Genomic DNA, 26,688 nt, shown 5'->3' with positions numbered 1-26,688 from the left:
GCTACTGTCATTTCATCGACCTACTTCTCAACCTCCAATATCTCGGAGATTGGCAAGCAAGTAATTTTATACTTCTATATTACACTCTTGGCACAAATGGATCACCCAAGGTCGCAGCCATTACTGCTTTGATTGTGTGCATGCGGTTTTCAGCCTGGTCAAAATGACGAGCGTATTTGCTGCGAAAGACTTCGTCTGTCACTTCCATTTCTTCTACTCCAAATTTCTCAGCCACATCCTTGCCATAAACGGTATTGGTATCGTGGAAGGCAGGCAAGCAATGCAAGAAGATGAGATTTTCGTTGCCAGCTTTTTTCACCAAATCCATGTTAACTTGGTAAGGTTTGAGCATTTTCACCCGTTCTTCAAACTTAGCTTCTTCACCCATAGACACCCAAACGTCTGTATAAAGGACATCTGCGCCCTTAACTGCTTCGTCCGCATCATCCGTAATCAGGATACGCGCGCCACTTTCCTTGGCAAATCCTTGCGCCAATTCCACGACTGTTTCATCTGGGAAGAGTTCTTTTGGTGAGAAAATATGCACATTAACACCCAGAATAGCACCAGTCACCAAGAGAGAATTAGCAACGTTATTGCGGCCATCGCCACAGTAAACCAAAGTCACGCCTTCCAACTTGCCGAAGTTTTCCTTGACGGTTAAATAATCGGCCAACATCTGTGTTGGATGCCAAGCATCGGTCAAGCCATTCCAGACAGGTACGCCAGAGAATTCTGCCAATTCTTCGACCATTTTTTGGCTAAAGCCACGGAATTCAATCCCGTCAAACATCCGGCCCAAAACTTTTGCGGTGTCCTCAGTTGACTCTTTCTTGCCCAATTGAATGTCGTTGGCACCCAGATATTCTGGATGAGCACCCAGATCAATGGAAGCTACTGTAAAGGCCGCACGGGTACGAGTGGACGTTTTTTCAAACAAGAGAGCAATATTTTTCCCTTCCAAATAACGATGCGGAATATTGCGCTGTTTCAAATCCTTCAAGTGTGCCGCAAAATCAATCAACCATTCCAATTCTGCGCGTGTAAAATCTTTTTCTGCTAGGAAATGTCTTCCTTTGAAAATATTTGTCATTTGTCTTTCCTCTTCTAAAAAGCTGTATTCACAAGTGAGGTAAATGTAGATAAGAGATAGTTTTTTGCTGGAATACTGACTGTATTTCGTAAAAAACTAGCCTTACCGAGCCGTGAATATAGATTCTAATCATTGTCTAATCGTTTTGACAGGGTCTGGCACCATTCCCCCATCTTCCTGGTAAAGCTCTGAACTGGCCACATATCCCAAAGACTCATAAAAGGTCTTAGCCGTCAGCTCCGAATGGATATCCAAGTGGTGAATACCTACCTCTCTGGCATAGTCTTCCAGGGCCATGATGATACTTCTAGCATAGCCCTTACCCCGATGACTGGCCAAGGTAGCAATCCGTGTCAACCGCGCTCTCCCTGAACCTATTGGAAGAAAGCGACCAGTTGAGACAGGTTTTTCACCAATCAAGAGATTCACATAGACACGTCCTTCTTGATCATGGCTATCAAATTCATCTTCGAGATGAATCGAGCGCTCCAGGACAAAAACTTGGAATCGCACATAGATGGAGCATGCCCGTTCCCAGGCCTGCGAGCCGACCACAAGTTTTTCATTCTTCATCTTAAATATCTTCCCGCTCAAACGGCATTGACATACAACGTGGACCACCACGACCACGAACCAATTCACTACCGCTGACCTTGATCAAGCGAAGTCCCTTGGATTCCAAAATCGCATTGGTGATGGTATTACGCTTGTAAACAACAACCACACCAGGTGCCACAGTCAAGGTATTGGAACCATCATTCCATTGCTCACGACCAGCAGCAACCAAGTCACCGCCACCGCAACGAATCAAATCAACCTTTTCAAGACCCAGATTGCTTGCCAATACTTCCGCTAAATCACCATGCTCTTCCTCGATGTGCAGAGTTTCATTTTCATAAGTCACAGAGAAGACACGCAGGGTTCCTTCAATCTCAGGGTGGATGGTAAATTTATCATAGTCTACCATGGTGAAGACCGTATCCAGGTGCATGAACTTACGACTATTGGCAAATTCAAAGGCAATCACTTTCTTGAAGCCAACGCCACGTTCAAAGATATTGATGAGCAGTTTTTCAATCGAAGCCGCATCTGTCCGCTGAGAAATACCAACCGCCAACAAGTCTTTAGACAAGACAAGCTCGTCACCGCCCTCGATACGAGTGGTTTCATCACGATTGTAAACCAATGGCACCTTACCTGCATAGTCAGGATGGTAGGTGAAAATATATTTTCCATAAAGCGTTTCACGGTTACGAGTCTCCGCATACATGTGATTAAGAGACACCGCGTTACCAATAGTCGCAAATGGGTCACGAGTGAAATAAAGGTTTGGCATTGGATCAATGGCAAATGGATAGCTGGATTCTACCAAGTCTGTCAAACCAGTTTCTTCCTCAGGCATCGCTGGCAATTCACACTTCTGCACACCTGCCATGGTCTTTTCAATCAACTCACGATTGTCCTCAATCGCCAAGAGCAACTTGCGAATGGCTTTTTTGGTTGCACGTCCGCGGATATTTGCTTCATTCAGGTATTCATCAATGAATTGTTCCTTAACTTCTTGGCTAATCAAGGATTCCGCTGCCAATTGCTCCAGATAGAGAACCTCTACTCCTTCATCGCGCAGGGCTTGAGCAAAAGCATCGTGCTCCTTCTGAGCTTCTTCTAAGAATGGAATATCATCGAAGAGGAAGCGCTCCAAATAGTCCGGCATCAAGTTTTCAAGTTCCTTACCTGGCCGGTGCAACATAACTTTTTTCAGTTTACCAATCTCTGAAAAAACGTGAATGGGATGTGTAGACATCTCAGTACCTCCTATTATATATTTTTTTCTTTGTGGCAAGGTTGAGTAAGTATTTCCTCGCCTGTTCACCTATACTTTATCAAAGAAAGCGGATGCAATCATGAAGTTTTTAGCAATCAATATGAGAGGAATTTCTCATTTTCAGGAGACATGGTAGATTTTTATGCAAAAATGCGGCCAAATAATCAATATTTCTACCATTTTAGCAATGTAATCAATATTTATTTTTTTTGTTAAAAGTAACAAAAAAACTCTCCTATCAGTTTTGACAATAGAGTCTATCTCCTACAGATGCGATTGGTTAAGAGGGAGGACGTTTCCAATCACATCATAAGAAGCTTAATATAATCAAGAGGAGAGGGCCCTCAGCAGATAGGGCTGACTGCTCCTACTCAATGATCCCCATGCTAAGATGGGAAGTTGTTGCCTAGTCTTCGCGACGACGGCGTTTGCCTGCAAGGCCAAGGGATGCAACCAGCATTGCTGCTCCGAGAACACCTGCTACTGATGAAGATTCACCAGTGTTTGGCAATTGTCCAGCTGTAAATGGTTGTGCTGGAGTGTCGGAACCTGGGTTGTTACCGCCTGGGTTGTTATCGCCACCATTTGGTCCACCTGGCTTATCATCAGTACCTGGCTCTCCTGGTTGACCATCATCCTTAACTGGTACATAAGGAATAAGTGTATCTTCACCTGTGTTTCCTGGAACTGGTGGAATGTAGCCTTTAGATGGATCTTCTGGATTTACTGGTTTCAACGGCTCATTCGCACCTGGATTAACCGAAACATAACCTGGAACGTGTGGAATAACTGGGACATCGCCACCTTCACCTGGTAATGTTGAATCTGCAGGAACAGTCATCGCGGAGCAATCATTCAACTTGAGATAAGAACACTTTCGGCGATTGGTTTCATAGACACGTTGTCCACTATCAGCGAAATAGGTGCTGAAATAAGTTCGTTTCCCATTCTTATCCTGTACCTGATCTACTGAACCGCGTTTGATTTCTCGACAGATTGTAGACCGGTGACGACCCAGAAGTCGAGCGATTTCAATTGGTTTCTTTCCCATTTTAAGATAAGCAGCAATTTCACCACGTTCTGTGGCTGAGAGATGAGAATAGGATGTTTTTCTGGTAGAATGAGTGTTGGACATGTTCATCTGCTTTCTATGCTGAGTTGGGGAATTCTAGTATATCAGACGAACTTGTCTTTTTTCTTGCACTTCATTTTACAACTTGGGATTTTTATGTAATAGTTTACAATAACTAAAAGACAAGCCCAACGGACTTGTCTATGAAGGAGAATCAACTAATTTAAACTTTTGAGAAAGAAAGGAACATCCTTGTAGGTCAGGCGCTTGTGGCCGTAAGCGATTTTATCAGCTTCCTTTAATTCCTTGCAGACATGGCTAGCAGTTTCCCTAGTCGTAGCCTCCAGGCGGGCAATCTCTTGGATACTAATGTCAAACTGTAAATCCTCCAAGGACTCTCGCCGGCACATATCCCAGTAAAGTAAGGCTAGGACCTGAACCACTCGACTACTGGCCTTTGACACCATGGCATTGCGCAAACGCAGCTCCTGAAAACGCAGGATATTGGACAATTTTCTGTTGATATAGACCAATTGCCTCGGATTGCGCATGGAATACTTTTCATAAAGAGCCATAGGAATAATAAAGTACTCCAAGTCCGTGATGGCAATGGCCGTATAATGGTAGGTCTTGTCCTGAAACATATCTCCAAAAGGAAATGAACCGCCCTGCCGAATGTAATCTAGGTAGCTGTAAGTGTCCGTCTCATCATACTGCTAAATCCGAGCATAACCCTTGCCGATGACAAAGAGATAGTCACGCTTGTCTTCCGCATAGAAAATGACCTGACCCTTGGGAATCTTCCGAAACCGGATTTCCTTGGCCAGCTGATCAAAATGCTCCACGGACAGCTGATTAAAGCTTGGATGATTTTTCAGGTACATATACTGGTCAGTTGTAATCATGGCACTCCTCATCCTATTTCTCTACGGCTATTGAACATCCACGTGGTGACCCCGGTGTCATTTAGCTTAATTTTTAGCGACTCCTATATTCATTATATCAAAATATCTTTAATTTTGAAAAGGAATACACAAAAAGCAAGCAGGATTGAATCCCGCTTGCTATCAAGTGTAAGGAGCTTATTGAACTTCTTTGCGCTTAATTGAAACAGCTGTACCCAGTGATACCAATCCACCCAAGCTGATAAGGAGAGCTGTCAAGTCAGATTGACCAGTGTTTGGCAATGTTTTCTCTTCCTTGCTAGATAGAGTTGGCTTTGGTTCTGTGGTTGGGTCTAGGATTGGGTCGGTTGGTCGAGTTGGTTTTTGTTCTGTGGTTGGGTCTAGGATTGGGTCGGTTGGTCGAGTTGGTTTTTGTTCTGGTTTTGGATTAGTTGGGTCTTCTGGGGTTGGCTTCTCTGTTTCCCCTTGAGGAGTTTGGTCTGACGGTGAAGTTTCTTCCTCAATTGGAGCTGGCTCTTCTTTCTCTATAAATTTCTTACGGCCATCGATTTGAGCAGTGATTTTCTGACCAGCTTTTTCCAAGTCTGACAGGTATTCAACAAAGACTTCTGTATCTGGATTGATAGCGCCGACTAATTTGGCACCCTTGAAGCTTGCGAATCCATCACCACCACCAAAGAGGAAGTCGTTGATAACCAGGGTATAGGTCTTAGCTGGGTCCAATTCTTGCCCATCAGCTGTGTAGGCTTTGACAACCTTGTATGGATTTTCTTCCGTTGGATTGTCCGCTACTGTGTAAATGTAGTTAAGACCTGACACTTGAAGGAAGTATTTTTCACCTTCATCGTACTGCTGGTTAAGGGCAGTGATAATTTGCTCACCAGTCATTTCCACCACTTGCAAGATGTTACCAAATGGCTGAACAGCCTGTGCAGCACCCCACGTCACTGTACCATCTTCTTGAACAGCCAGGTCTGCACGGATACCACCGTTGTTTGTAAAGGCGAAATCAACATTGTAGCCAGATTTTCTAGCGATTTCCAGCTGGGCAGTTGTCACCAGATTTCCGACTGCACTTTCTTTGAATTTATTAACATCACGAGAAATGGCTGTTGTAGACGCCGCAGTCGCAATTTTCTTGTCTGTCACTTGTTTGACGATGGTATTTGCCTCATCGACAATGGCCTGGATGGTTGCGGACGGTGTTTTTTGGTCAGGTGCTACTGCCTTGATAGTCGCCGTTGGAATAGCCACAAAGTCTGCGATATCTGTCTCATAAATAGCACGAACATCCGCAAAGGCCTTACCTTGTGAAGTTGCTTGGACAATCAAGGTATTACCCGCTGTGCCATTTACTGCGACATGGTTATGACCCGCAAAGACAAGGTCCACTGAGTTTTCTGGGTAGAGGCTATTGAGTTTTTCCAGCATATCCGCTGCTGCACCAGCTGCCACACCTTCCTTACTTGTAGCGGGAACGTGGGCAAGAACAACAATCGCCTTGACACCTTGGTCGTTCAATTCCTTAGAATATTTGGCAATGGTTTCTGCCTCGTCAAGGAAGTCATATTGTTCGTAGTTTGCCTTCAAGACAAGGTTTGGAATTTCTGTTGTTACCACACCGATAAAGCCGATATTGGCAACTTTGTCATTAACAGGAATGGTCTTGATAGCATATGGTTTCCAGCCAAATGGAATTTCGCCTGTTGCCTTATCTACCACGTTTGCGATGACAATTTCCTGCGTAGAAGCCTGGCGGTCATAACTATCCACGATTGGGTTGAATTTTCCAGCTTCTGGGGCCTGACCAGTCACGATACGGTCGAATTCTGCCAAACCTTCGTCAAACTCGTGGTTACCCAAGGTTCCGTATTCAACGCCAATTTCATTGAAGACTTTGACAGTTGGCTCATCCTGCAAGAGGCCTGAGTTGGCTGGACTGGCACCAACCATATCACCAGCCTGAACACGGATAGATTCCGCTGGAATTGCTTTAGCTGTTGCTTCTGCTTCAAATTCTACTTGAGCATCATCCATGTAGGTATCTAGCAAGGCCGCTGTACCAGCGTTACGGACAGTTTCCCCCTCCAAACGAGCTGTACCAGTTGTATCCAATGCACCGTGGAAATCGTTGACTCCCATGATTTGCACAGCCAACTCATCTGCCAGGGTGGTTTGCGTAGCTGCCACACTAAAACCAGCTACCAAGGCCAAGATACTAGACTTCAAACGAATATTCTTCATCAGAATGACTCCTTGTTCTTATATTAATTTTATATAATTATCATAATCCTATTCTCAGCAAAAGGCAAGATAAAACAACGTTTTTTATAAAAATAACGATAAATGTTCGTTTTATGTGAAATTGTAGTGAAAAAATCAGAAATATTATGAAAATGGAGGTGAATTTCTTATTTCATTCGATATTTTGTTTCTAGGAGCATAAACTATCATACAACAAAAAACAAGCAGGTTTCCCCACTTGTTCTGTCTGTTATTTAGCCGCTTTATAAAGCTCGTTTACTTTGTCCCAGTTAATGACTTCAAAGAATGCTTTGATGTAGTTTGGACGAACGTTGCGGTAGTTGAGGTAGTAGGCATGTTCCCAAACATCCAAGGCCAAGATTGGCTTCAAACCTTGCATGATCGGTGTATCTTGGTTGGCTGTTGAAATAACTTCCAACTTGCCTTCTTTGTTAACAACCAAGAAAGCCCAACCTGAACCAAAACGAGTTGTTGCTGCAGTTGTGAAAGCTTCTTTGAAGTCATCAAATGAACCAAATGTTGCATCGATGTCCGCTGCCAATTCTGCTGAAATTTCTGTTTTTTCTGGCGAAAGCAATTCCCAGAAAAGCGCGTGGTTGAGGTGACCACCACCATTGTTGATCAAAGCTTGACGGATGTCCGCTGGAATAGACTCAACATCTGAAAGAAGAGCTTCCAAGTCTTCACCGATTTCAGGATGCTTCTCAAGCGCTGCATTGGCATTTGCCACATAAGTCGCATGGTGCTTGTCATGGTGAAGCGTCATTGTCTCTGCATCAATGTGTGGCTCCAAAGCGTCGTAAGCGTAAGGTAGGTCTGGTAAAATAATTGCCATAATCGAATTCTCCTATCAATTTGATAGTTTTATTTTACCGCTTTCTGGCAGCCTTTTCAATTTATTTGTCTGAAAATCACGACGTAGCGATTTTGAGCAGAATGAGACAGTATATTAGATAGTAAAACATCAATAACTATTTTCTACCCGTTATTACAATTGTGATGGCGGGAGATAGGGACTGCTTCTACAATCCCCTTTAATTATTTTTGAAAGTACGGTGATGCCTATGCACATAGCCAATAAAATCCTATTAGAAATGAGCAACAACTTTTGTCCACAGCAGAGGCTTTGCAAGTGATGCTAGAGTTTGGCGGTTTTACCATCAACCTATTAACACTTGTCATAGCGCTAAACCTGCTTACAGATAAAAAGAAATAACCGTCTTAAACGGATTTTCGCAGGAGTTAGTTGGAGCTAACTCCTTTTATATTTTTATTATAACTTATGACTTCTTTTTTCAAGTTTTATCATCTCCATTGCCTCAAATCAACTCGTAGCGATTTTAAGCAGGGCCAAGTCAAACAGGTAATCCTTGTCCATGACTCCAGTCTTTATTTGGTAATCCGTCTCAATCAGCAAGCGCACCACCTTCTTGAGAAAGCCTACCGACAGATGCCTTGAGTCACGCAGGGCAAACTTAATCTGATAAGGATTGACCTTGCGCCCCGAAATCTCAGACAATTCCGCCACCATCTGCTGCTCACTCCGCCCCTGCTCCTGCATGATTTGCACCTGCAGATAGGTTCGAAACTGGGTCAGCATAATCGCAATCAGTTTAATCTCATCCTCCCCTTGCAGGCGTAAGTCCCGCACCAGGCTCCTTGCCTCATCCATCTTAGACTGGAGGACCAGCTGGGTCAGGTCAAAAATATTATCCTGCAGGGTCTTAGGAATAGCCGCATCAATGTCCGCCTGTGAAATCTGCTCCTGCCCCTTATAGGATTGGAGAAAGGCTAGATTTTTACTGACTTCAGCAAATTCAAAATTGGATTTGACCAAGAGATAGTGATAGGTCTGGGCATCTAGATTGAGCCCCAGGCGACCAATTTCTTTCTGAAAATGAGCCTTCAAATCATTTTCCTTGAGAGGATTGGCCTCCAGAATCAGTCCATCTCGTTTGAGAATTTTCACCAAACGGCGCTTGCTATCTAGCTTACCAGGGGCTAGGATGACCAAACGCGTCGTCTCAACCGGATTTTCCAAATACCCCTCAAAAAGCTTGAGCTCATCATCCGTCAAATAGCGCTTTTTATCAGACGTAATATCCGCAAAATAATCCAAAATGACCACTTTCTCATCCGAGAAAAAGGGTAGGGACACCAAATCTAAATCCACCTGGCTGTAATCCGCCTCAGACATATCAAAATAAGCATAGGTCAAGTCCGCCGGATCAAACTCCAACTGTTGCAGCAGGCGGTCCTTGGCTATCTGGTATTGACCCACGTCCTCACCGCAGAGCACCGTCAGTAAGCCCAATTTATCTTTTTTTACTGTTTCAATCTGTTCAATAACTGTCATAGGAATATTATACCATGTAGATGAAAAAGGAGGCTTACTTAGCCCCCTCGATATCATATTTACTATCTAGACCCTCGTCGGCCACCAGCACGCACCCTCCGGCGTTTTTTCTTGATGCGTGAAATGATAAAAAGGAGCACCAACAGACCAAAGAAAATTCCCAGTCCCAAGAGGATATAAGGCATTAGAGGAGAGGAAATGAGGGAACTAGTCGTTTCAAGAACCGTATCTACCACAGGTTTTTCTTCGACAATGTCCACTCCCTTACTTGAATCAATAGAATTGGCAAGCATGACCTTATTGTTCTCAATCGTCAGACTTGGCTCTTCCCCCTCCTTAACCAAACCGGTCAAGGGCTGTTCAATACGGATTTCCTCACCATTTACAGTGTGTTTCCCAGGTTCAAGAACCGTTGCTTGTTTGTAGTCTTCGAAGCTTTTTTCCAAGAGGCCATTGACATAATAATGACGAACAAATTCACCCTCTGGATCGCCCCACTCGCTCGCTCCTAGAACTACCGTAATCAGGCGGGTATCACCCCGTTTAGCAGTGACAATCGAATTGTAACCAGCACTTGGGCTAGAGCCCGTTTTCAGACCGTCTACCCCTTCAATTCCCATAGGATCACCAGGCAGAGAGTGGTTATAGGCCTCAAACGATTCCTCATTCGGAGTACCTTCTTTGACTGTCACCTTGGTCGCATTTGTGAATTCCAGAACCTCTGGGTGGCGTTTAATCATATGATAGCCAAGAATAGCCAAATCCTTAGCGGTTGATTCATTGGCCAGGCTTTGATCAACTCCCTCCGGAGCATATAAACCTTCATAGGCCTCTGTAATAGCCCCCGTCGCGTTGTAAAATACCGTATTCTTCATTCCCAGAGCCTGGGCCGTATCATTCATCAATGTAAGGAATCCAGCGTCATCCCCTTCAAAAATCAAATGTGCCAACATCAGTGTCGCCACATTGGACGAGGGAACCAGGGTCATAGTCAGCAACTCTCTGACTTTGTAACTAACACCTGCAAGGATATTATTATTACTCAAGGCATAGATTTGGGCAATAGCCTGGTCTTGCTCTGTCGCAACCACTTCTGTGTCTAGGGTAATTTTTCCCTGACTAATGGCTTCTAGAGTCAAATACACCACCATTACCTTGCTCGTGCTTGCTGGATCGCGCACTAAATCTCCATTGTCGTCCCATAAAATCTGACCATTGTCTGCATTGATAACAATAGAGCTCTTTGGCGCAGTCTCTTCACTAGCTGGATAACCTGCCGCCTTGGCAATGTCTACAATTGACTCTGCAGCCAAAACAGAATGTAGGGGGGTGAAGCACCAACAAACCAACAATACTAAACTAATAACCTTTTTCATGATTCCTCCGTCTCGAATTTACCCTTACTAGTATAGCATAGAAAAGCCTCATTTGTAAAAAGAGATGAAAAAACTCACTTGAATTATGCTGAACAAGTGAGTTTTGGAAAAGGTTCTAGCTCATTTAAGCAATTTGAACATAGCGACGATTTCCACTATAGGCAATATAGGATAACCAGGTTTTACCGTCTTCTTTCACCACACGGTCGTAATTGATGCTTTCACCGGCTGCGAAGGTGTAAAGAGCTGGGCTCGTAGATTTTGCTGCGTTTCGGACAACTGCTCCCTTGGTAAAACGGTAGGTTCCTTTTGCTGGCAATGGCTGAGCAGCGACATTTGTAGCACCACTGTTAGCTTGATTAGCTTGGACAGTTTGTTTCTTCTGATAATCTCCCCCTGGAATACCGTAATATTCCTCAAGAGTCAGACCAGATTGGTAAATATCCTTGGCTTCCTTACCAACGTAACGGAGATGCCATGGCTCAGACATGTAGCCTGTCACTGCTTCTTTTCCTGGTAGGTAGCGAACAACGAAGCCGTACTTGTGGGCATTGTCCTTGAGCCACTGCTCTGCTCTGCTATTTGTCAATAAAGCGCCTGAAGCATCTGTCAGGTCAAAGGCTAAGCCAGTCTGGTGCTCACTGTGACCTGGGCGAGCTGAGTAACGATCCGCCGCAGCCTGCCCATCACGTTGAACATAGTTCAGATAGAGAGACTGCTGGGTCTCATAGCTACGGAAGCCACTGTAGGCCTTGCCAACGTTGAATCCTTGGCGAATCATGTCATTGCGTAAGTTCTGATAAGCGTTACGAGCAGTCGGATTCTCACCTGGGTTATAGGTGGAAGCCAGCCCATGCTGTTTATTGACAATGATAACTGGACCGTACTTGCCATCAACGCTGTAGTATTGACCGTTGAAGGTAAGCTTGGCTTGATTTGCCTGTGTCTCAGTCGAAAGATTTGAAACTGCTGGTTTGTCAGCCTTATCAGTCAGCTTAGCCACTGGGATATAAGAACGACCGCCGCTGAAGGAAATGTAGCTCAACCACTGATGATTATTGGCGGTGATAACCTTGTCATAGTTGACCTTCATGCCCTTGTTGTAAAAGGCAACATCTGGACTGGTCATTTTGGCTTCGCGTTTTACTCCAACACGCTCAGTAAAGGTGTAGGTGCCTTGCGGAGCTAGCTTGAGAGACGCTTCTGCGGTTTCAGTTTGGGTTGTTGCTGGGGTGACAGTTGGTTTGTCTGGTTTTGGACTTTCAACAGTTACAGGTGCAACCTTAGCCACTGGAATATAAGAACGACCGCCGCTGAAGGAAATGTAGCTTAGCCACTGATGATTATCGGCGGTGATAACTTTATCGTAGTTAACTTTCATACCCTTATCATAGAAGGCTACATCTGGGCTAGACAATTTGGCTTCACGTTTAACACCCACACGCTCGGTAAAGGTGTAGCTACCTTGTGCTGCCAATTTGAGAGACGCTTCTGAGGTTTCAGTTTGGGATGTTACTGGGGTGACAGTTGGTTTGTCTGGTTTTGGACTTTCAACAGGTTTGTGAACGGTTGGAGTGGTTACAGGTGCAACCTTAGCCACTGGAATATAAGAACGACCGCCGCTGAAGGAAATGTAGCTCAACCACTGATGATTATCGGCGGTGATAATCTTGTCATAATTGACCTTCATACCCTTATCATAAAAAGCTACATCTGGGCTAGACAATTTGGCTTCACGTTTAACACCCGCACGCTCGGTAAAGGTGTAACTACCTTGTGGAGCCAGTTTGAGAAACGCTTCTGCGGTTTCAGTTTGGGTTGTTGGTGGAGTTTGAACCACCGGAGTGACTGGTGTAGCGACTTTTGAAATGGCAATGTAACGACGAGTTCCATTGTAAGAAACATAAGAAATCCAATTATGGTCATCCGCTACCAGTGTTGAATCGTAATTGACTTTCTCACCTTTTTGATAAAAATATTCCGCTGGGCTACTCATTTTAGGCTGATTGCGGATAGGCATATCTTGAGTAAAACGATAAGTACCAGCTTTAGGGAGTTCTGATACAGGTGTGGCAGTTTCAACAGGTTTGTTAACGGTTGGAGTGCTTACAGGTGCAACTTTAGCCAGTGGAATATAAGAACGACCGCCGCTGAAGGAAATGTAACTCAACCACTGATGACTGTCAGCGGTGATGACCTTGTCATAGTTGACCTTCATACCCTTATCATAAAAAGCAACATCTGGACTGGTCATTTTGGCTTCGCGTTTGACACCTACACGCTCGGTAAAGGTGTAGCTACCTTGAGGAGCTAATTTGAGGGAAGTCTCTGCGGTTTGAGTTTGGTTGGTTGCCGGAGTTTCAACAGGCTTATCAGTAACTAATGTAGGCGTTGGTTCTGTTTTTGTTAGCTTATTGATAGGGGCGTAACGACGAGTACCACTGAAGGAAACATAGGAAATCCACTGATAATCATCCGCTGTCATAACCTTATCATAGATGACCTTTTGCCCCTTATCATAATAAAATTGATCCTGGCTAGCGATGGCAGGTTCATTTTTGATTCCAGTCTTTTCAGTAAATGTATAAGTCCCTTGCTTAGGAAGCACTGGTACTTGAACAGTCGGAACTTCAGTCACAGCAGCCTCCGTCTGTGTCCCTACGCTGCTTGTAGCCACGCTGGCACTTGTAGTCTCCGAAATAGTTTCAACTATCTCTCTAGTCACAATCGGAGGACTAACAAGAACTGGATTTTCTTCACTAGGCGGCGTTGACTGAATCTCATCAGCAGCTGCAATTTGGCTAGACATAAAAGAAAGGGTTGCAAGCAAGACAGAAGCTGCACCAACAGAATATTTGCGAATGGAGAAACGATTCTCTTGCTTAGTGTACCAACGTTTATTCATTTTTCTAATCCTCCTTTGTAATTATTTTCACTTACATATATTTTTATTATAACATAGGTTTTGTAAAAATAAAAACAAAAACGTAATATTTCGAAATATTTTTGTAACATTTGTCATAATCAGACCATTACCAAATATCCCTTCACCTATCAATTCGCAAAATTTCTCAAAAAATCTGGAAAATGTTAAATTTTTTATAAAAAAATAGAAAGTGACCCAAAAATCACTTTCTACATTTATCTATTTACCTAAAACAGCAGACGCCAAGGCCTTTTGAATAGCAATGACGGACTTGTCGCTCTTAAATTGCAGAGTCTCTGCTGGCTCTGCTGCTGAAGAAATCCATATTTTCAACTCCGCATCTAGGTCAAAATGACCGGAGGTTTCAACCGTAAATCGTGAAATCGAACGATAGGGAATGGACTTGTAGGAAACCTTCTTACCTGACATTCCTTGTTTGTCCACCAGAATCAAGCGATACTCGGTAAAGACAATTAGGTCGCGAACCAAACTAAAGGCCATTTCTACCTGTTCCGCATCCAAAAGGATATCTGCCAACTCTTGCTCTACCTTGTCATTATTCATCTGCGAGGCATTGCCCATCAAACCTGAAAACAAACCCATGTGTTTACTCCTTTTTTACTTTTCCTTATTTTACCGAAAAATGTGGAATAAAAAAAGCAAAAACCCCAGAAGAGTTTTTGCTGCTGTCAAACTTAATAAACATCACGACGATAGCCAACAGTCACCACAAGTACAACCAATTCATCATCAATAATATCACAAATAACCCGATACCAGCAATCAGCGGTCCACTGGTCATATAGTCCACCAATTGCGGGAAAAATGGTTTGTCCGTCAAATGGTCATAGTGGGCGGCAATCAAGTCTTCCTTCGCCGTCATCATTTTCAAATCAGAAATGGTAAAGCCACGGTGCTCGATGCGGGAAATCATCTGCCCCACCAGCCCATGCTGGACAGCGTCTGGTTTAATAATGAAAAATGTACGTTCCATAAATTACCTCCATTTTACAGGTGTCAGAGGGACAAAACCTCAATCTGATTTCCGCCCAAAAGAATTAAGTATGAGTCCACTCGGTCAATCGCATAGGCCTGTCTCAAGCTGGCAGCGTAGAGGGCCATTTGTTGCCGGTAACGTTCTCGTAATTGTTCCGGATGCTTGTATTTATCGGTCTTGTAATCAAACAGAACGATATGGTCCTCATAAAGGATGTAGCCGTCTATAATTCCACGCAGGACAAATTCCTCTTTAGAAGTTGCATCTTTTTGGATACTGGCAAAAGGTGCCTCTCGGTGTAGCTTGTCAGTATTGGACAAGATTTCCCGTCCCAAATCTGTATCAAAAAAGTCCAAAATCTTCTGAGTATCAATCCTGTCCTTGACAGCCTGATCAGCCTGCACACGGGCAAGAGCTTCTTTAACCGTATCCTCTGTCACCAGCCATGATAAATCAATAGCCTGCATGAGCTCATGGATGGCAGACCCCATATCAGCACCCGTCACCTGCTTGTGTTTAGTGAAATTCGGTAAGCTAAAGGAATGCTCTGTCTGTCTCGGTTCAATCACATCCAGGGCCTCTTCAGATAAGACCGGCTCATAGAGTTTTTTAATCTGACTTGGCGTTCGCAAGGTCGGCAAATCAATAGCTGGCTTGTAACGCTGATTGAGCTCTTCGACACCTTTTAGTTGCTTGATAGTATCTGAAATAGCTTTAGACTGTCGCTGGTCTTTGCCCCCAGGATTGGTCTGCTTGTCAGGCATTTCCAACTTATCCTCATCAGTAAATACCAAATCAGTGTCTTGGATAAAGCGCTTCTTGAAATGCAGGTCTTGGTCTGGAAAGGCCGCCTCAATGGCTAGCACCCAGTCTTGGAAAGAGGTCATGCTCTCTCTGCTGGCCCTTGCAAGAACGCCATCTTGACTCTTGCCATCGTAGCGAGTAGCTAATTTTTCCTGACTGCCCTTGCCCACTAGATAGAGCTTTTTCTCCGCACGGGTCATAGCTACATAGAGCAAGCGCATTTGCTCCGATAGGTTGGCAATTTTCAGCTCCTGGCCATTTATCTGATAGGGAAGGGTGTCCATTTGCACGCGCACATGCGGGAGCGGCGTATCAAACTGGTCTTTCATATCTGCGATAAACTGGATGCCCAGGCCATTTTCCCGACTGAGAATATAAGGCGCCCGACTTTCCATGGCATTGAACTTCTTGTCCATATTCATGAGAAAGACATACTGAAACTCCAAGCCCTTGGACTTATGGACCGTCATGAGCTGGACAGCATCCTTGGGAACAGCCACTTCTACCTCGGCCAGGTCATTGTCGCTGGCTAGGACCTTATCAATCATGCTGATGAAGCGTGACAAGCCCTTAAATCCTGTCTTTTCAAACTGATTGGCCCGCAAGCCCAGGGCATAAAGATTGGCCTGCCGCTTCTGACCATTGGGCAGAGCACCCACATAATCATAGTAAAAGCGATCATTGAAAATCTTCCAAATCAGGTCGTGAATGGAATGAAGCTTGGCAAATTTTCTCCAGTCTGACAAGACGGCATCAAACTTCTGAACTTTTTCCAGTAAATCCTGCTCAATCAAGTCTGCATTCTCCGATTGACCCGATAGAGCCAGCTGAATCTTGTCGTAGAAAAATCCAGTCTCTGACTGGAGAGCCAGACGAGCCAACTGGTCCTCATCAAAAGCGAACATAGGGGATTTGAGCAGGGCTACCAGGGCATAATCATTGAGTGGCTGGTTAATGGTCCGCAGGGTGTCCAGCATGACCATGACCTCCAGCGACTTGAGATAGGAAGCCATACCACCATCCGCTACCAAGGGGATACCATGCTTTTCAAAACTGGTCAAGATAGCATCGTTGCGGGTCCGACTTGGCACCAGTAGCGTAATCTTTGAAAAAGCTACTCCTTCCTGCTTATGCAGGCGAATGATTTCCTTGGCCACCAGCTCCACCTCGCCAGCTGTAAAAGATTGCTCCTCCTGCTCCTCGTCAGATATATCCGTATTGTAAATCAAATACTCCATCTCATTATTGGGCAGGATGAGTTCTAGTTTCCCTTGCTCCTCACTACCAGCAACCAGGCTATGGGTCTCATCATACTTGATTTGCCCCACTTCCTTGTCCATGAGGCGCGTGAAAATAGCATTGGTCGCATCGATGACCTCTACCCGGCTACGGAAATTTTCCTTGAGCAGGATCAGTTTGCCAGCCTCTGGATTGGCCTGGTAGAGCTCGAACTTATCTTGGAAAATCTGAGGATCCGCCTGACGGAAACGGTAGATGGACTGCTTGATATCTCCCACCATAAAGCGATTGTGCCCATTTGACAAGAGGTCCAGCATCCGCTCCTGGGTGTGGTTGTTATCCTGATACTCGTCCACCATGACCTCATGGTACTTTTCTTGGAAATGCTGGCGAATCTGCGCATTGCTTTCTAAAATACCGATGGCTAAATGGCTGATATCAGAAAACTCAAAAGCATTTTCCTGCATCTTGGCCTGCAAATATTGATAAGAGAAATCGCAAACAAATTCCTGCAAAATCCTCATAAGTGGCAAGACCTGGGGCTGGTAGGCAAAAATTGTCTCTAAAAACTGGAGATTCTGCAAGTGGGATTTGAGCTGCTTAAAGACAGGGTACTTGACCCCAGCCACTGTGACATCGCTGGACGAAGGGAGGATGTCCACTAATTTACCAGTCAATTCCGGCAGGCGGGCCGCATCCATATGCCTGTCAAATTCCTGGGCCCACTCGCGCAGACTTTGGAAAATCAATTGGTGCTTCTTGTAGGCCGCCGTATCCTCTCCCTTGGCTGTTTTTTGCTTGTAATCCGGCAAATCAGTCAAGTCCTGCAGGTCATCAGCGGCCTGAAACATGGCTGCCAGCAAACCTGTTAGGCTAGAGCTAGGTAGGCTCTCCCAGTCCTTATAAACTTGATAGCCCTTGAGCAAATTTTGCCGCAGCCACTTGTCTGGTGCGCTAGTTGCCTGGCTAAAGTCATAGATCTGGTAGACCAATTCCCGAAAATTCTTATTATCCTTGCGGTTGCCGGAGAAATTCCGAACCAATTGCTCAAACGACTTGCCATCTTTTCCAGACAGATAATCTGCAAAGAGATCACCGAACACTTCATTTTTCAGCAAATCCTGCTCATTCTTATCTGTCATGATACGAAAATTGGGCGCCACGCCCAGCTCATAGCCATAGGTCGTGACTAATTTCTGGGTAAAAGAGTCCATGGTTCCGATATCCGCATTACCCAATTCAGCCAATTGAGCCGTCAAATGCCTGCGAATGTCCTCATCCACCGTCTCTTTGATTTCCGTGTTGAGCCTTTTCTCAATCCGCTCCTTCAATTCACCGGCCGCCTTGACCGTGAAGGTGGATATAAAGAGCTGGTCGATATGGACACCCCGTTTGAGCTTGTCCAAAATCCGCTCGACCATGACAAAGGTTTTTCCTGAGCCCGCTGATGCGGACACCAAAATATTCTGCCCATGGCTGTAAATGGCCTCAATCTGCTCTGGAGTTCGCTTCTGGTCTTTTTCGGAAGCCAATTCCTGGGCCTGAATCTCATTGATTTCTTCTTCGGTTAAAAATGCTTGAAAGCTCACAATTGGCTCCCTCCTTTCATTCGCTCTAACCAGTCTTCTCGCCTACCACCCTTGACCAAGACACGAGCCTGGCTCAGATGCCGGTCTGCTTCAAATCCGGTAATGGCCTTGAGCTGGTCACCTGCAACGGAACGTCCATCTTCTGTATAGGGATTGATGGCAAATTCCCCCTCTAAAATGCGGCTGGCTGCCTGGCGGTACAATTTCTCATTATGGGCCATTAGAAGCCCTAATTTCTTGCGACTATACAGACTGGCCTTGGTCTTATGATAGAGCTGGTTGAGACGATTGCTCTCCTCTTCGATAAACAAGCCCTTATAAACCAAGGATTTGTATGCTTCAGCAAGTACCTGGTCCTGCCCCTTAGTATCGGCTAATTTGACAATGGGATCCAGCAAATGCAGATACATGGCCCCAAATACCTTATCTGTCTGCCCAGCAACCTTCATCTGACTAACGGCCGACAGATAGGTAATGAGCTGGGGACTAAGGCCATTGTAAAATCTGTCAATCTTAAAGCTATTGGCACTGGACTTGTAGTCAACCACACCCAAAGCCTGGTCTGATAGCAGCTGATCCAGGCGGTCAATCTTACCGATAATTTGTAGCTTACGACCACCTTCTAGTTCTAAATGGGCTTGCTCGTTCTGACCAAACACTGCTTCATTGGCCAAGACTCGCACAGGATTATCGCCTCTTAAAACGAGGGAACTTGCACGTGCTACGTCCAACAAAATTTGCTCCGAATAACGACTATCGGCATTCTCACCGTATAGGGCCTGGAAATCCTTTTCCTGACGGGTTGCTGCAATGGCCTGCTCCAACTTTTCATCGAAGAAGGCACTGCTGTGGTCCATGGTCACGCGCTCAAAAATCCGATGGAGGAAATTCCCATGGCTACGAGCATCCGGTCGAATAGAATCCTGCTCCTGCAAACGCAGGACATGCTTAATGAAAAAGAGGTATTCATTCTTGTAGAAGTCCGTCAAACTAGACACCGACAACCTCAAGGGCTGGTCAACTGGATAGAGGGTTGCCAGAGTTTTCTTGGCCAGCTTCTGACTGCGCAATTGGCTGGAAATTGTCGGAATGGTAACGCCCTTTTGCTTTAACTTCTTATCAAGATAACGGACAGCCGCCGACCAAAAGTTCTTGATATCAGTATCCTCTTCTGTAGCCAATTCCTCAGGATTGAGCTTAATTACTTGGGATAGGAGACCATTAAAATGCCCGACATCCGTTGGCAGAAGGGTCTTCCTCCGACCTTTTTCAATGGATTTCACACCCAAGCCCGTCAATAGCTTCAGATAAGGAGAGACTAATTCCTGACCTTCATTGTACAATTGCGGAGCTGATAAGACCAGATGCTCAGTCGCCGAATGCAGCAAGGACATAAAGGTAGCATGGTTTTTCTTGCCATTTTCCCGACTAGGAATGTGGAACTGGGCTAGGGAGTCCGAACGTTCATTCATCCTGGCCTTCTCCTCGTCGGTCAAAATACCTGTATTCTTGGCAACTTTTGGGAAATTCGACTGGCTCAACCCCAGGGCATAGACATACTTGGCCGTATGCGGTTCAATCAAATCATAGGACTTGACAGACACTACATCCACCGTAGCTGGCACGGTCCGGTAATGACTAGATTGCATACCCGCCTTGAGTAGGGAAAGGAAATCTTCGACCGACAGGGTTTCCTTGGCAAACAAGTGTTGAAAAACTTCCAGAATATGGCAGAAAGCCTTCCAAACCTCTTCCTCTTTTTCAATTTGCAGCTGGCTCAGACCTTCTGACAAGGCAGCCATATTTTCAGCCAAGTTGATGCGACGGGCAAACTCCATGAATTTTTCTAGGAGGGATTGGCCTGACTGCGGACGAGCCTTGAAAAACTGTGTCAGAGGTGCCATAATGTTCTCTCGTAGCTGGTTCAAAACCTCCAAATCATAATTCGCTCTGCTATTGACCGTAAAATCACGAGAAAACTTAGCCTGGCCCTTGAGATCCGCAAAGGTAATATAAGCGTGGAAGCGGTCCAGGTGCCCCTGCTCCAACTGGCCATAGAGACCAGATTTCAGCAAGTTAATCAGGTCCTCCGCCCGAAAATTATAGCGTTTTAGACGCTCCAGGGACTCCACAAAATGCACCAGCGGATGGTGGCTCATTTCCTCAGCTCTACCAAAATAGTAGGGGATTTCATATTTATCAAAAATCTTGCCAATCTGAAGTTGGTAGCTATCCACATCACCTAGCAGGACTAGGATATCCTTATAGCGAGTCCCCTCAAACAATCTTTTACGAATGGAACGAGCAACCGCTTCGACCTCCTCCTTTTGATTGGTAGCCTCCCAAATTTCAATAGCTGACAAATCCTCTTCAGTCAGCTCATAGGCAGGTTTGGAATAATCAAACTGGCTTTCAATATTTTTGGAGAGTTTTGCAAGGGATGGCCTCGGAACATCGCCATCATCCCTTGTCAACTTGCCTTGATCAACTCCGTCCATGAAAATGGGCTTGGTCTGGTAGCTAAAAGCCAAGTGACGGAGAAATTCAACACTAGCTTGAAAAACATTCCCCTCAAGATGAGTTTCCTGGTAGGCTTTTTTGCTGGCATAGCTGGCAATGTGTATTTCCGCTACACGCCCATGAAGGCTGGCAATTAGGGCTTCCTCTTCAGCTGAAAAACGCGTAAAACCGTCCACAATCAGGACCACCTGGCTGAGCTGGTCATCCAATTGACCTGACTCTACTTTCCGTCTGAATTGCGCCAACTTGGTCTCATTTTCATAATCCTCGTCCATGAGAACGTCCTGCAAGGCTGACAAAATCTTGATAATATCTGCCTTCTTGGCAGAAGTCTCCAGATTTTCCAAGGCAGAAAGGGGCATGTTGGAGGTTTGCAATTCCTTGTAAAGATTGACCACCTGCTCAATAAATACCGGGTCCTTCTTCAAGCGGCCATAGACCTGCAAATCACCATCTTCAAACTGTGCTAAAACTCGATAGACCATCATGGACAAGCCCAAATCATCCAACGCATTTTTGCTGTTCTCTTCATGGTAGATAAAATAACGGGCCATTTGCGCAAAGCGGGTCACCAGGATTGACAAACTAGCCTTTCTCGGCAGGTAGGATAGGACTTTTTTTTCCTTTTCAAAGGACAAGGAGTTGGGCGCAATGTAAAATACCCGTTGAACCCGATGGGACTCTTCCAGTGCTAAAGCGGTCAACTTCTTGGTAATATCATTGCTGATGTCTGAATAATATAACTTCATGGTTTCCTCACACAATTCTGGCGTCTATGAACTGTTCTTTATAATCTGGACTCACAAGTAAGGTACATTTAGGTAAAAGATAGTTTTTTGATAATTAGGACCGTTTTTTGAAGGAATACTGACTGTATTTCTAAAAAACTAACGATGAGTAGTAGAAAACTAGCCTTAGATAAAAGTGCCGAACTGTGAATACAGGTTCTTTTTCCATTATACCAAAAAAAGCCCACCTCAAGGGTGGGCAAGGGCATCGTTTCCGATGAGGTTAGAAGGTTCACAGCATCTAACCAAGGTCCGCTCCTGCGTCTCAAATAAGAACCTATATTCACAAGTAAGGTACATTTAGGTAAGAGATAGTTTTTTGATAAACAAGGCAGTTTTTTGAAGGAATACTGACTGTATTTCTAAAAAAGCTAACGATGAGTAGCAAGAAACTAGCCTTAGATACATGTGCCGAGCTGTGAATATAGGTTCTACATGAAGACCTCCCTAGCGTCGATTGTGACAAAGTCACTACTCGGCTCATCGCATGTAACTATTCTACCATAATCTCAAGGATTTGCAAGCCTGATTACTCCATTCGTTCTTGAATGCTTACTTGTACACTATCACCAGCCTGTTTTCCAATAGCCGCTCGAATAGCCTTTTGAACGCCAATAATGTAACAGATATTACCTGTTTCATCCTTGATTCCCATATTGACAATGGAGCCATCATAGGGATGACCATCAAATCTGGCATGTACCTTTACCCTCCCCTTGCCAAACTCTTCTCGTATATCATAGGGAAATATGACATAGGCTCCGCCCTTATCTGGAACAGGGTGGATAGTTGCTACAAATTCATATACTTTAGACAAGATTCCTCCTAAATGTACTTACTAGCTTCACGAATGGATAAGCCTGCCATTTGGGAACTGTACTTTTTTAGAAAAGCCCGTACCCAGTCAGGATTGGTCTTGGAATAATCTCGCAAACTCCAGCCAATCGCCTTGTTAATGAAAAATTCAATCTGATTGAGATTATTGATTAGGATTTGTTCCAACAACTCTGTATCTGTCTTTTCTTTCTGCAAGAGTTGGTGGTCAATGGCAATTCGCCTCAACCAGAAATCATCATCAAGGCTCCATTCCAAAATGGTCTGCTTGGCCTCTGGATTGTCCATTACAATCTTACCCACTAGCTTGTCCAGTCCGTCAATACTATCCCACCAAGACTTGGTCTGGGCTAATTTTTTCAAGCGGGATAAATCAGCTAGAACCAGGGCTTTTTTCTTGGTGACCAGGTAATCAATGGCAATGTATTGAAATTCACGGTAAGGTCTAGCCCAACAAGCCTCTACAAAATCCCAGTCAATTCCCTGTGCCTTGAAATCTTTGAAAAACTGCTTGGCAACTTTTCGGCGGTCAGGCGTTCGTACACCTAGGAATTCAAAGTTATTTTTCATGTAGGCTTTCATAGGTTGAGCTTGACTAGCATCTGCCACAGCCAACAAACGTTTTTCTAATTCGTCAATCTTCATTTTGCTTACCTACAAGAGATTTTTGAAGCCAGACAATATCATGCCAGGTATCAAATTTATAACCAACATTTTTGAAATGTGCTACCTGTTCATACCGTCTCTTCTCATGGAGAGCAAGCGAGGCTGGATTAGGAAGAGCAATACAGGCTAAAAAGTTCTTAAAGCCACGCGCTTTCAAATCTTCTTCTATGGCATCATATAAAAGACTTCCGATTCCTTTTCCACGTGCCTCATTACTGACATATACAGACATTTCAACTGTCCAATCATATGCAGCACGAGCATAGTAGGTCGATGCGTAAGCATACCCCACAACCCGCCCTTCTTCTTCTGCGACAAGATAGGGGAATTTCTCCAAGGTCTTTTTAATCCGACTAGCAAAGTCTGACACCGTAGGCACTTCTGTCTCAAAAGTAATGGCTGTATTTTCAACATAAGGAGCGTAGATAGCCACCAAATCTGCAGCATCCTCTATCTGAGCTGACCGAATGTTTATCATCTAGTTCTCCAACAATTCTCTGTCATAAATAGTATAGTCACAACGGTAGATAATCAAACGCTTACCATCAATCAAGAGCTCAGATGTTTTTGGCGCATCAGAAGCATAAAGTGATACCTTATCACCAACATAGGTCGCTAATGGTGTTCCATTTTGCGAACGAATTAAAACAACCTTAGCCTTACCAGTAAAATCATTTTTCAAGCTAGAAACCATCCGATTAACCAAGGGAATAGAACGATCATAGTTGGCAATATCTACAGTCGATTGATACTTGGCAAATAAATCCTCCAGGCCCTCTTCGGCAGCAATCAAAGAAGAACCAACATGGTCAATTTCATAATTACCTAGTGTCACCTTCAAAACAGACGAATCCGCATTGGAATAGCCTTCGGCATCCACTGAATCGAATTCTTCATTCCGCGAAATCGATAGGGACTTACCAGACATCTCATCGATTAACTGAGAATTCTCATCAAATGTCCGAACTGTCATTTCCAAACCAATCCATTCTTCCTTGGTATTTTTCCACCAATTTGAAATCGACTGACAGGCTGACAAAGTAAACAAGCTTGCGACTAAGACGGCACTAAGTGCTAGTTTTTTATTCCATTTCATATAAAACCTCCAATGGTTGATACCTTATTGTACCATGAAAAATGTTTATGAGACCGTCTATGACAGCGAATAATACTTCTTCCTGGTACTGCCCGAGGATCGAAGAAATCCATATTCCTCGAATCGAGACAAGTATCGACGAGCTGTAGCTGGACTGAATCCCATTAACTCTTGTAAATCTTTGCTAGAGATAGTCGAATGTTGACGTAAAAAAAGAGCAACCTTTTCAAATACAGCCTGCTCTTTTTCGCTCATAATCTGCTCACTCAAAATGAGCGAATTAGTGAGCGAATTAGTGAGCGAATTAGTGAGCGAATTAGTGAGCGAATTAGTGAGCGAATTAGTGAGCGAATATTCTTCTAATGTTTCAAAAATTGCATCAAGCATGAACTCGATAAAAACAGTTGCATCAACTGATGTATTACTGATTGTTAAACTATCATAGTAATCCTGTTGGTATTTATAGATTACTGTTTCAATTGGAATCCACTCAAAAATTGACTCCCATTGGTAAAGTAACAAACTTTGCCACAATCTCCCCATGCGTCCATTTCCATCTTCAAAAGGATGAATAATTTCCAATTCATAATGGACAATACAGCTTTTAATCAAGGCGTGTAAATCACTCCGTCTTGCCCAAGCAAATAAGTCTTCAACAAGAAGTTTAATGAATTGAGGTCGGGCACCAACATGGACTACATTTCCCTCACCATCATAGACTCCTACATCCGTTGTACGGAATTTCCCTGATTGTTTTACTAATCCTTGAGTTAATGCAGCATGAGCACGCAAGAAATCATTGATTTCATAAGGATCTAAGCCAAAAGCAAATTCATAAGCTTCATAGGCATTTTGAACTTCATGAATTTCTTTCGGCCTTCCTAAGACACGTTTTCCTTCAATGATAGCTGTTACTTGTTCAATAGTTAAACTATTATTTTCTATCGCCAATGATGACTGAATAGAGCGAATACGGTTTTCCTTTCGTAAATGCAGATCACGCTTTTCTAAAACAAGGCGAGTCGTCAAAGAAGAAATCTCTGCTACTCGGCTAATCATTTTTTCAGTTAAAGTATAGTTTGGTTGCATGATGACCTTTCTATATTAAGGTTGTTAAAATTCAATATTAAATTTCTATTCTATAATTGAACTTAAAAGCCCATACCTTATTGTACCATGGAATTGCCTAAACAAAGAAAAATGTGTGCAAGGTATTCAATAAACAAACTGAAATCATATCATTTCAATTTGAAAACATATCAAAACAATAATTTCATTGTAAAAACGATTTTTAAATAAGCAAAACAAACTGAATTGTTACTTTTAAGCATTTATATCTTTGTGTTTCAATGCAATTTCTTAAAAATAAAATTTTATTATAGGTAACTGTGCTGTTTTGAGAAGTTTTAAAAACTTTTTTTGAAATAATTCTATTTTTTTCTACTTATTTACGAATAGATAAGATGACCAGAAAAAAAGATAGTGAGGTACACAAATGAAAATCCGAATTCCATTATATGCACAACATCTGAATCAAGCAGAATTTACACAACTCATCACCACTAGTGTTGATACCTTGAAACAATATAGTGCAGCCACCAATGACCCCATGGTAACGGACTTAGTCAAACAGCTTGAAGAATCCTTGCCCTTACTGAAAAAAAGTCTCAAACAAAAACGTGGCTCAGACATGACGAGTGACTTAAACAAGGCTCTAAAAAATCGAAAGGCTGACTACTCTGCCTTTGTCAGCGGACTCAAACTCTTTAAAAATACTCGGACACCAGAGAGATTGCAAGCCTATCACCGCCTACAAGAGCTCATCAAACTATACAAAAATACAAGGTCTACCAATATGCAAGAATCATCTGCTTTGATTGATTCTTTGCTAGCCCGACTGGCGAAGCCACCCTACTCAGAAGATATTAGCCTACTTATGTTAGATGAAGCTGTTGCCAATCTCCGTGAAAGCCATGAAAGCACTTATCGTCTCTATCTGAAAAGAAGTCAGGACACCAGCACTCGCGAAAAGATTAACAGCTTGGAAGTCCGTAAAACAGCCTTCAATCTGTACACCCTACTTTATAGTCACTTGGTTAATAAAATAAGCTATGACCCAACGGCACCAGAGAAAATTATCCTGCAAGTCTTAAATGACATTCGTCAAGATTTTTCAGAAAGAACGCGACAGAAAAATCAAACAGGAACAAATACTGCTTCCATAAACATCGTGACAAGTCTACCACAAGGAAAAGAGTTGGAGACAAGATAGAAAAAATTCCCCCTAGTCCTTTGATTAGGGGGAGTTTTTCTATGTTAGCAAGTCACTTGAATACT

At 43.8% G+C, this 26,688-nt stretch carries 19 protein-coding genes and 3 pseudogenes; 2 read left to right on the top strand and 20 right to left on the bottom strand.

The window, feature by feature from the left end; all coding sequences use genetic code 11:
- Positions 1–79 precede the first annotated feature (79 nt).
- The 8 genes and pseudogenes from argF to sodA all read right to left on the bottom strand — a co-directional run bounded on the left by argF (position 80) and on the right by sodA (position 7,995).
- Positions 80–1,093 (bottom strand): ornithine carbamoyltransferase, encoded by a 1,014-nt coding sequence (gene argF, locus ACVC7T_RS00670; RefSeq protein ID WP_105137029.1) that lies wholly within the window; start codon positions 1,091–1,093, stop codon positions 80–82.
- A gap of 125 nt (positions 1,094–1,218) precedes the next feature.
- Positions 1,219–1,666 (bottom strand): annotated as a pseudogene (locus tag ACVC7T_RS00665) (GNAT family N-acetyltransferase).
- 1 nt (position 1,667) lies between these two features.
- On the bottom strand, positions 1,668–2,897 hold the full coding sequence (arcA, locus tag ACVC7T_RS00660; RefSeq protein WP_105110553.1) for an arginine deiminase: 1,230 nt from the start codon (positions 2,895–2,897) through the stop codon (positions 1,668–1,670).
- A gap of 427 nt (positions 2,898–3,324) precedes the next feature.
- Complete coding sequence (locus ACVC7T_RS00655) at positions 3,325–3,759, bottom strand: LPXTG cell wall anchor domain-containing protein (RefSeq protein WP_105110601.1); 435 nt, start codon at positions 3,757–3,759, stop codon at positions 3,325–3,327.
- Positions 3,760–3,762: 3 nt separating this feature from the next.
- A pseudogene (locus ACVC7T_RS00650) lies at positions 3,763–4,053 on the bottom strand (helix-turn-helix domain-containing protein); the annotation flags it as partial.
- Between the two features lie 155 nt (positions 4,054–4,208).
- A pseudogene (locus tag ACVC7T_RS00645) lies at positions 4,209–4,895 on the bottom strand (Crp/Fnr family transcriptional regulator).
- Between the two features lie 177 nt (positions 4,896–5,072).
- The gene (locus ACVC7T_RS00640; protein WP_447262326.1) at positions 5,073–7,142 is read right to left on the bottom strand and encodes a surface-anchored 5'-nucleotidase; all 2,070 of its coding nucleotides are present in this window, start codon (positions 7,140–7,142) and stop codon (positions 5,073–5,075) included.
- A 247-nt stretch (positions 7,143–7,389) separates the two neighbouring features.
- A complete protein-coding gene (gene sodA, locus ACVC7T_RS00635) occupies positions 7,390–7,995 on the bottom strand; it encodes a superoxide dismutase SodA (protein WP_105160439.1) in 606 nt (201 codons plus the stop codon).
- A 273-nt stretch (positions 7,996–8,268) separates the two neighbouring features.
- Between sodA and ACVC7T_RS00630 the strand changes: the two genes are divergently transcribed.
- Positions 8,269–8,376: a putative holin-like toxin gene (locus tag ACVC7T_RS00630; RefSeq protein ID WP_209306925.1), complete on the top strand. Its 108-nt coding sequence runs from the start codon at positions 8,269–8,271 to the stop codon at positions 8,374–8,376.
- A 108-nt stretch (positions 8,377–8,484) separates the two neighbouring features.
- Here the strand turns inward: ACVC7T_RS00630 and holA are convergent, their stop codons facing one another.
- The 12 genes from holA to ACVC7T_RS00570 form a co-directional block, all read right to left on the bottom strand.
- A complete protein-coding gene (holA, locus tag ACVC7T_RS00625) occupies positions 8,485–9,516 on the bottom strand; it encodes a DNA polymerase III subunit delta (protein WP_105160438.1) in 1,032 nt (343 codons plus the stop codon).
- Between the two features lie 62 nt (positions 9,517–9,578).
- A complete protein-coding gene (locus ACVC7T_RS00620) occupies positions 9,579–10,892 on the bottom strand; it encodes a serine hydrolase (protein WP_447262272.1) in 1,314 nt (437 codons plus the stop codon).
- A 124-nt stretch (positions 10,893–11,016) separates the two neighbouring features.
- On the bottom strand, positions 11,017–13,797 hold the full coding sequence (ldcB, locus tag ACVC7T_RS00615; protein ID WP_447262271.1) for an LD-carboxypeptidase LdcB/DacB: 2,781 nt from the start codon (positions 13,795–13,797) through the stop codon (positions 11,017–11,019).
- Between the two features lie 240 nt (positions 13,798–14,037).
- Positions 14,038–14,421 (bottom strand): PH domain-containing protein, encoded by a 384-nt coding sequence (locus tag ACVC7T_RS00610; RefSeq protein WP_024397275.1) that lies wholly within the window; start codon positions 14,419–14,421, stop codon positions 14,038–14,040.
- Between the two features lie 121 nt (positions 14,422–14,542).
- Positions 14,543–14,812 (bottom strand): nucleoside-diphosphate kinase, encoded by a 270-nt coding sequence (locus ACVC7T_RS00605; protein WP_447262270.1) that lies wholly within the window; start codon positions 14,810–14,812, stop codon positions 14,543–14,545.
- A gap of 23 nt (positions 14,813–14,835) precedes the next feature.
- The gene (gene addA, locus ACVC7T_RS00600) at positions 14,836–18,447 is read right to left on the bottom strand and encodes a helicase-exonuclease AddAB subunit AddA (RefSeq protein WP_447262269.1); all 3,612 of its coding nucleotides are present in this window, start codon (positions 18,445–18,447) and stop codon (positions 14,836–14,838) included.
- Entirely contained in the window at positions 18,444–21,716 is a 3,273-nt protein-coding gene (gene rexB / locus ACVC7T_RS00595; protein WP_447262268.1) for an ATP-dependent nuclease subunit B, read from the bottom strand. The genes addA and rexB overlap by 4 nt, the downstream gene beginning before the upstream one ends.
- Positions 21,717–22,284: 568 nt before the next feature.
- The gene (locus tag ACVC7T_RS00590; RefSeq protein WP_105160431.1) at positions 22,285–22,572 is read right to left on the bottom strand and encodes a DUF1905 domain-containing protein; all 288 of its coding nucleotides are present in this window, start codon (positions 22,570–22,572) and stop codon (positions 22,285–22,287) included.
- An 8-nt stretch (positions 22,573–22,580) separates the two neighbouring features.
- Positions 22,581–23,234 carry a DNA alkylation repair protein gene (locus ACVC7T_RS00585; protein ID WP_447262267.1) on the bottom strand — a complete coding sequence of 218 codons (654 nt, stop codon included), beginning with the start codon at positions 23,232–23,234 and terminating at the stop codon, positions 22,581–22,583.
- Positions 23,224–23,733 (bottom strand): N-acetyltransferase family protein, encoded by a 510-nt coding sequence (locus ACVC7T_RS00580; protein WP_447262266.1) that lies wholly within the window; start codon positions 23,731–23,733, stop codon positions 23,224–23,226. The genes ACVC7T_RS00585 and ACVC7T_RS00580 overlap by 11 nt, the downstream gene beginning before the upstream one ends.
- Entirely contained in the window at positions 23,734–24,351 is a 618-nt protein-coding gene (locus tag ACVC7T_RS00575) for a DUF5052 family protein (protein WP_172022739.1), read from the bottom strand. It lies immediately after the preceding gene.
- A gap of 57 nt (positions 24,352–24,408) precedes the next feature.
- Positions 24,409–25,440 (bottom strand): Fic family protein, encoded by a 1,032-nt coding sequence (locus ACVC7T_RS00570; protein WP_447262265.1) that lies wholly within the window; start codon positions 25,438–25,440, stop codon positions 24,409–24,411.
- 406 nt (positions 25,441–25,846) lie between these two features.
- On the opposite strand from ACVC7T_RS00570, the gene ACVC7T_RS00565 reads away from it, so the two are divergent.
- On the top strand, positions 25,847–26,623 hold the full coding sequence (locus ACVC7T_RS00565; protein WP_447262264.1) for a DUF6261 family protein: 777 nt from the start codon (positions 25,847–25,849) through the stop codon (positions 26,621–26,623).
- Positions 26,624–26,688: the final 65 nt, after the last annotated feature.

The sequence above is a fragment of the Streptococcus sp. P25B114 genome, assembly GCF_053010325.1.
This window is presented reverse-complemented; position numbering and strand designations above follow the sequence as displayed.

What these genes read in the sequence shown, in the direction of transcription:
- ACVC7T_RS00570 (WP_447262265.1), bottom strand. Translation starts at nt 25,440, where the DNA reads ATGCAACCAAACTATACTTTAACTGAAAAAATGATTAGCCGAGTAGCA.
- ACVC7T_RS00610 (WP_024397275.1), bottom strand. Translation starts at nt 14,421, where the DNA reads ATGGGTTTGTTTTCAGGTTTGATGGGCAATGCCTCGCAGATGAATAAT.
- ACVC7T_RS00565 (WP_447262264.1), top strand. Translation starts at nt 25,847, where the DNA reads ATGAAAATCCGAATTCCATTATATGCACAACATCTGAATCAAGCAGAA.
- ACVC7T_RS00580 (WP_447262266.1), bottom strand. Translation starts at nt 23,733, where the DNA reads ATGATAAACATTCGGTCAGCTCAGATAGAGGATGCTGCAGATTTGGTG.
- ACVC7T_RS00620 (WP_447262272.1), bottom strand. Translation starts at nt 10,892, where the DNA reads ATGAAAAAGGTTATTAGTTTAGTATTGTTGGTTTGTTGGTGCTTCACC.
- arcA (WP_105110553.1), bottom strand. Translation starts at nt 2,897, where the DNA reads ATGTCTACACATCCCATTCACGTTTTTTCAGAGATTGGTAAACTGAAA.
- ACVC7T_RS00585 (WP_447262267.1), bottom strand. Translation starts at nt 23,234, where the DNA reads ATGAAGATTGACGAATTAGAAAAACGTTTGTTGGCTGTGGCAGATGCT.
- ACVC7T_RS00575 (WP_172022739.1), bottom strand. Translation starts at nt 24,351, where the DNA reads ATGAAATGGAATAAAAAACTAGCACTTAGTGCCGTCTTAGTCGCAAGC.
- ldcB (WP_447262271.1), bottom strand. Translation starts at nt 13,797, where the DNA reads ATGAATAAACGTTGGTACACTAAGCAAGAGAATCGTTTCTCCATTCGC.
- argF (WP_105137029.1), bottom strand. Translation starts at nt 1,093, where the DNA reads ATGACAAATATTTTCAAAGGAAGACATTTCCTAGCAGAAAAAGATTTT.
- ACVC7T_RS00605 (WP_447262270.1), bottom strand. Translation starts at nt 14,812, where the DNA reads ATGGAACGTACATTTTTCATTATTAAACCAGACGCTGTCCAGCATGGG.
- ACVC7T_RS00655 (WP_105110601.1), bottom strand. Translation starts at nt 3,759, where the DNA reads ATGACTGTTCCTGCAGATTCAACATTACCAGGTGAAGGTGGCGATGTC.
- rexB (WP_447262268.1), bottom strand. Translation starts at nt 21,716, where the DNA reads ATGAAGTTATATTATTCAGACATCAGCAATGATATTACCAAGAAGTTG.
- holA (WP_105160438.1), bottom strand. Translation starts at nt 9,516, where the DNA reads ATGACAGTTATTGAACAGATTGAAACAGTAAAAAAAGATAAATTGGGC.
- sodA (WP_105160439.1), bottom strand. Translation starts at nt 7,995, where the DNA reads ATGGCAATTATTTTACCAGACCTACCTTACGCTTACGACGCTTTGGAG.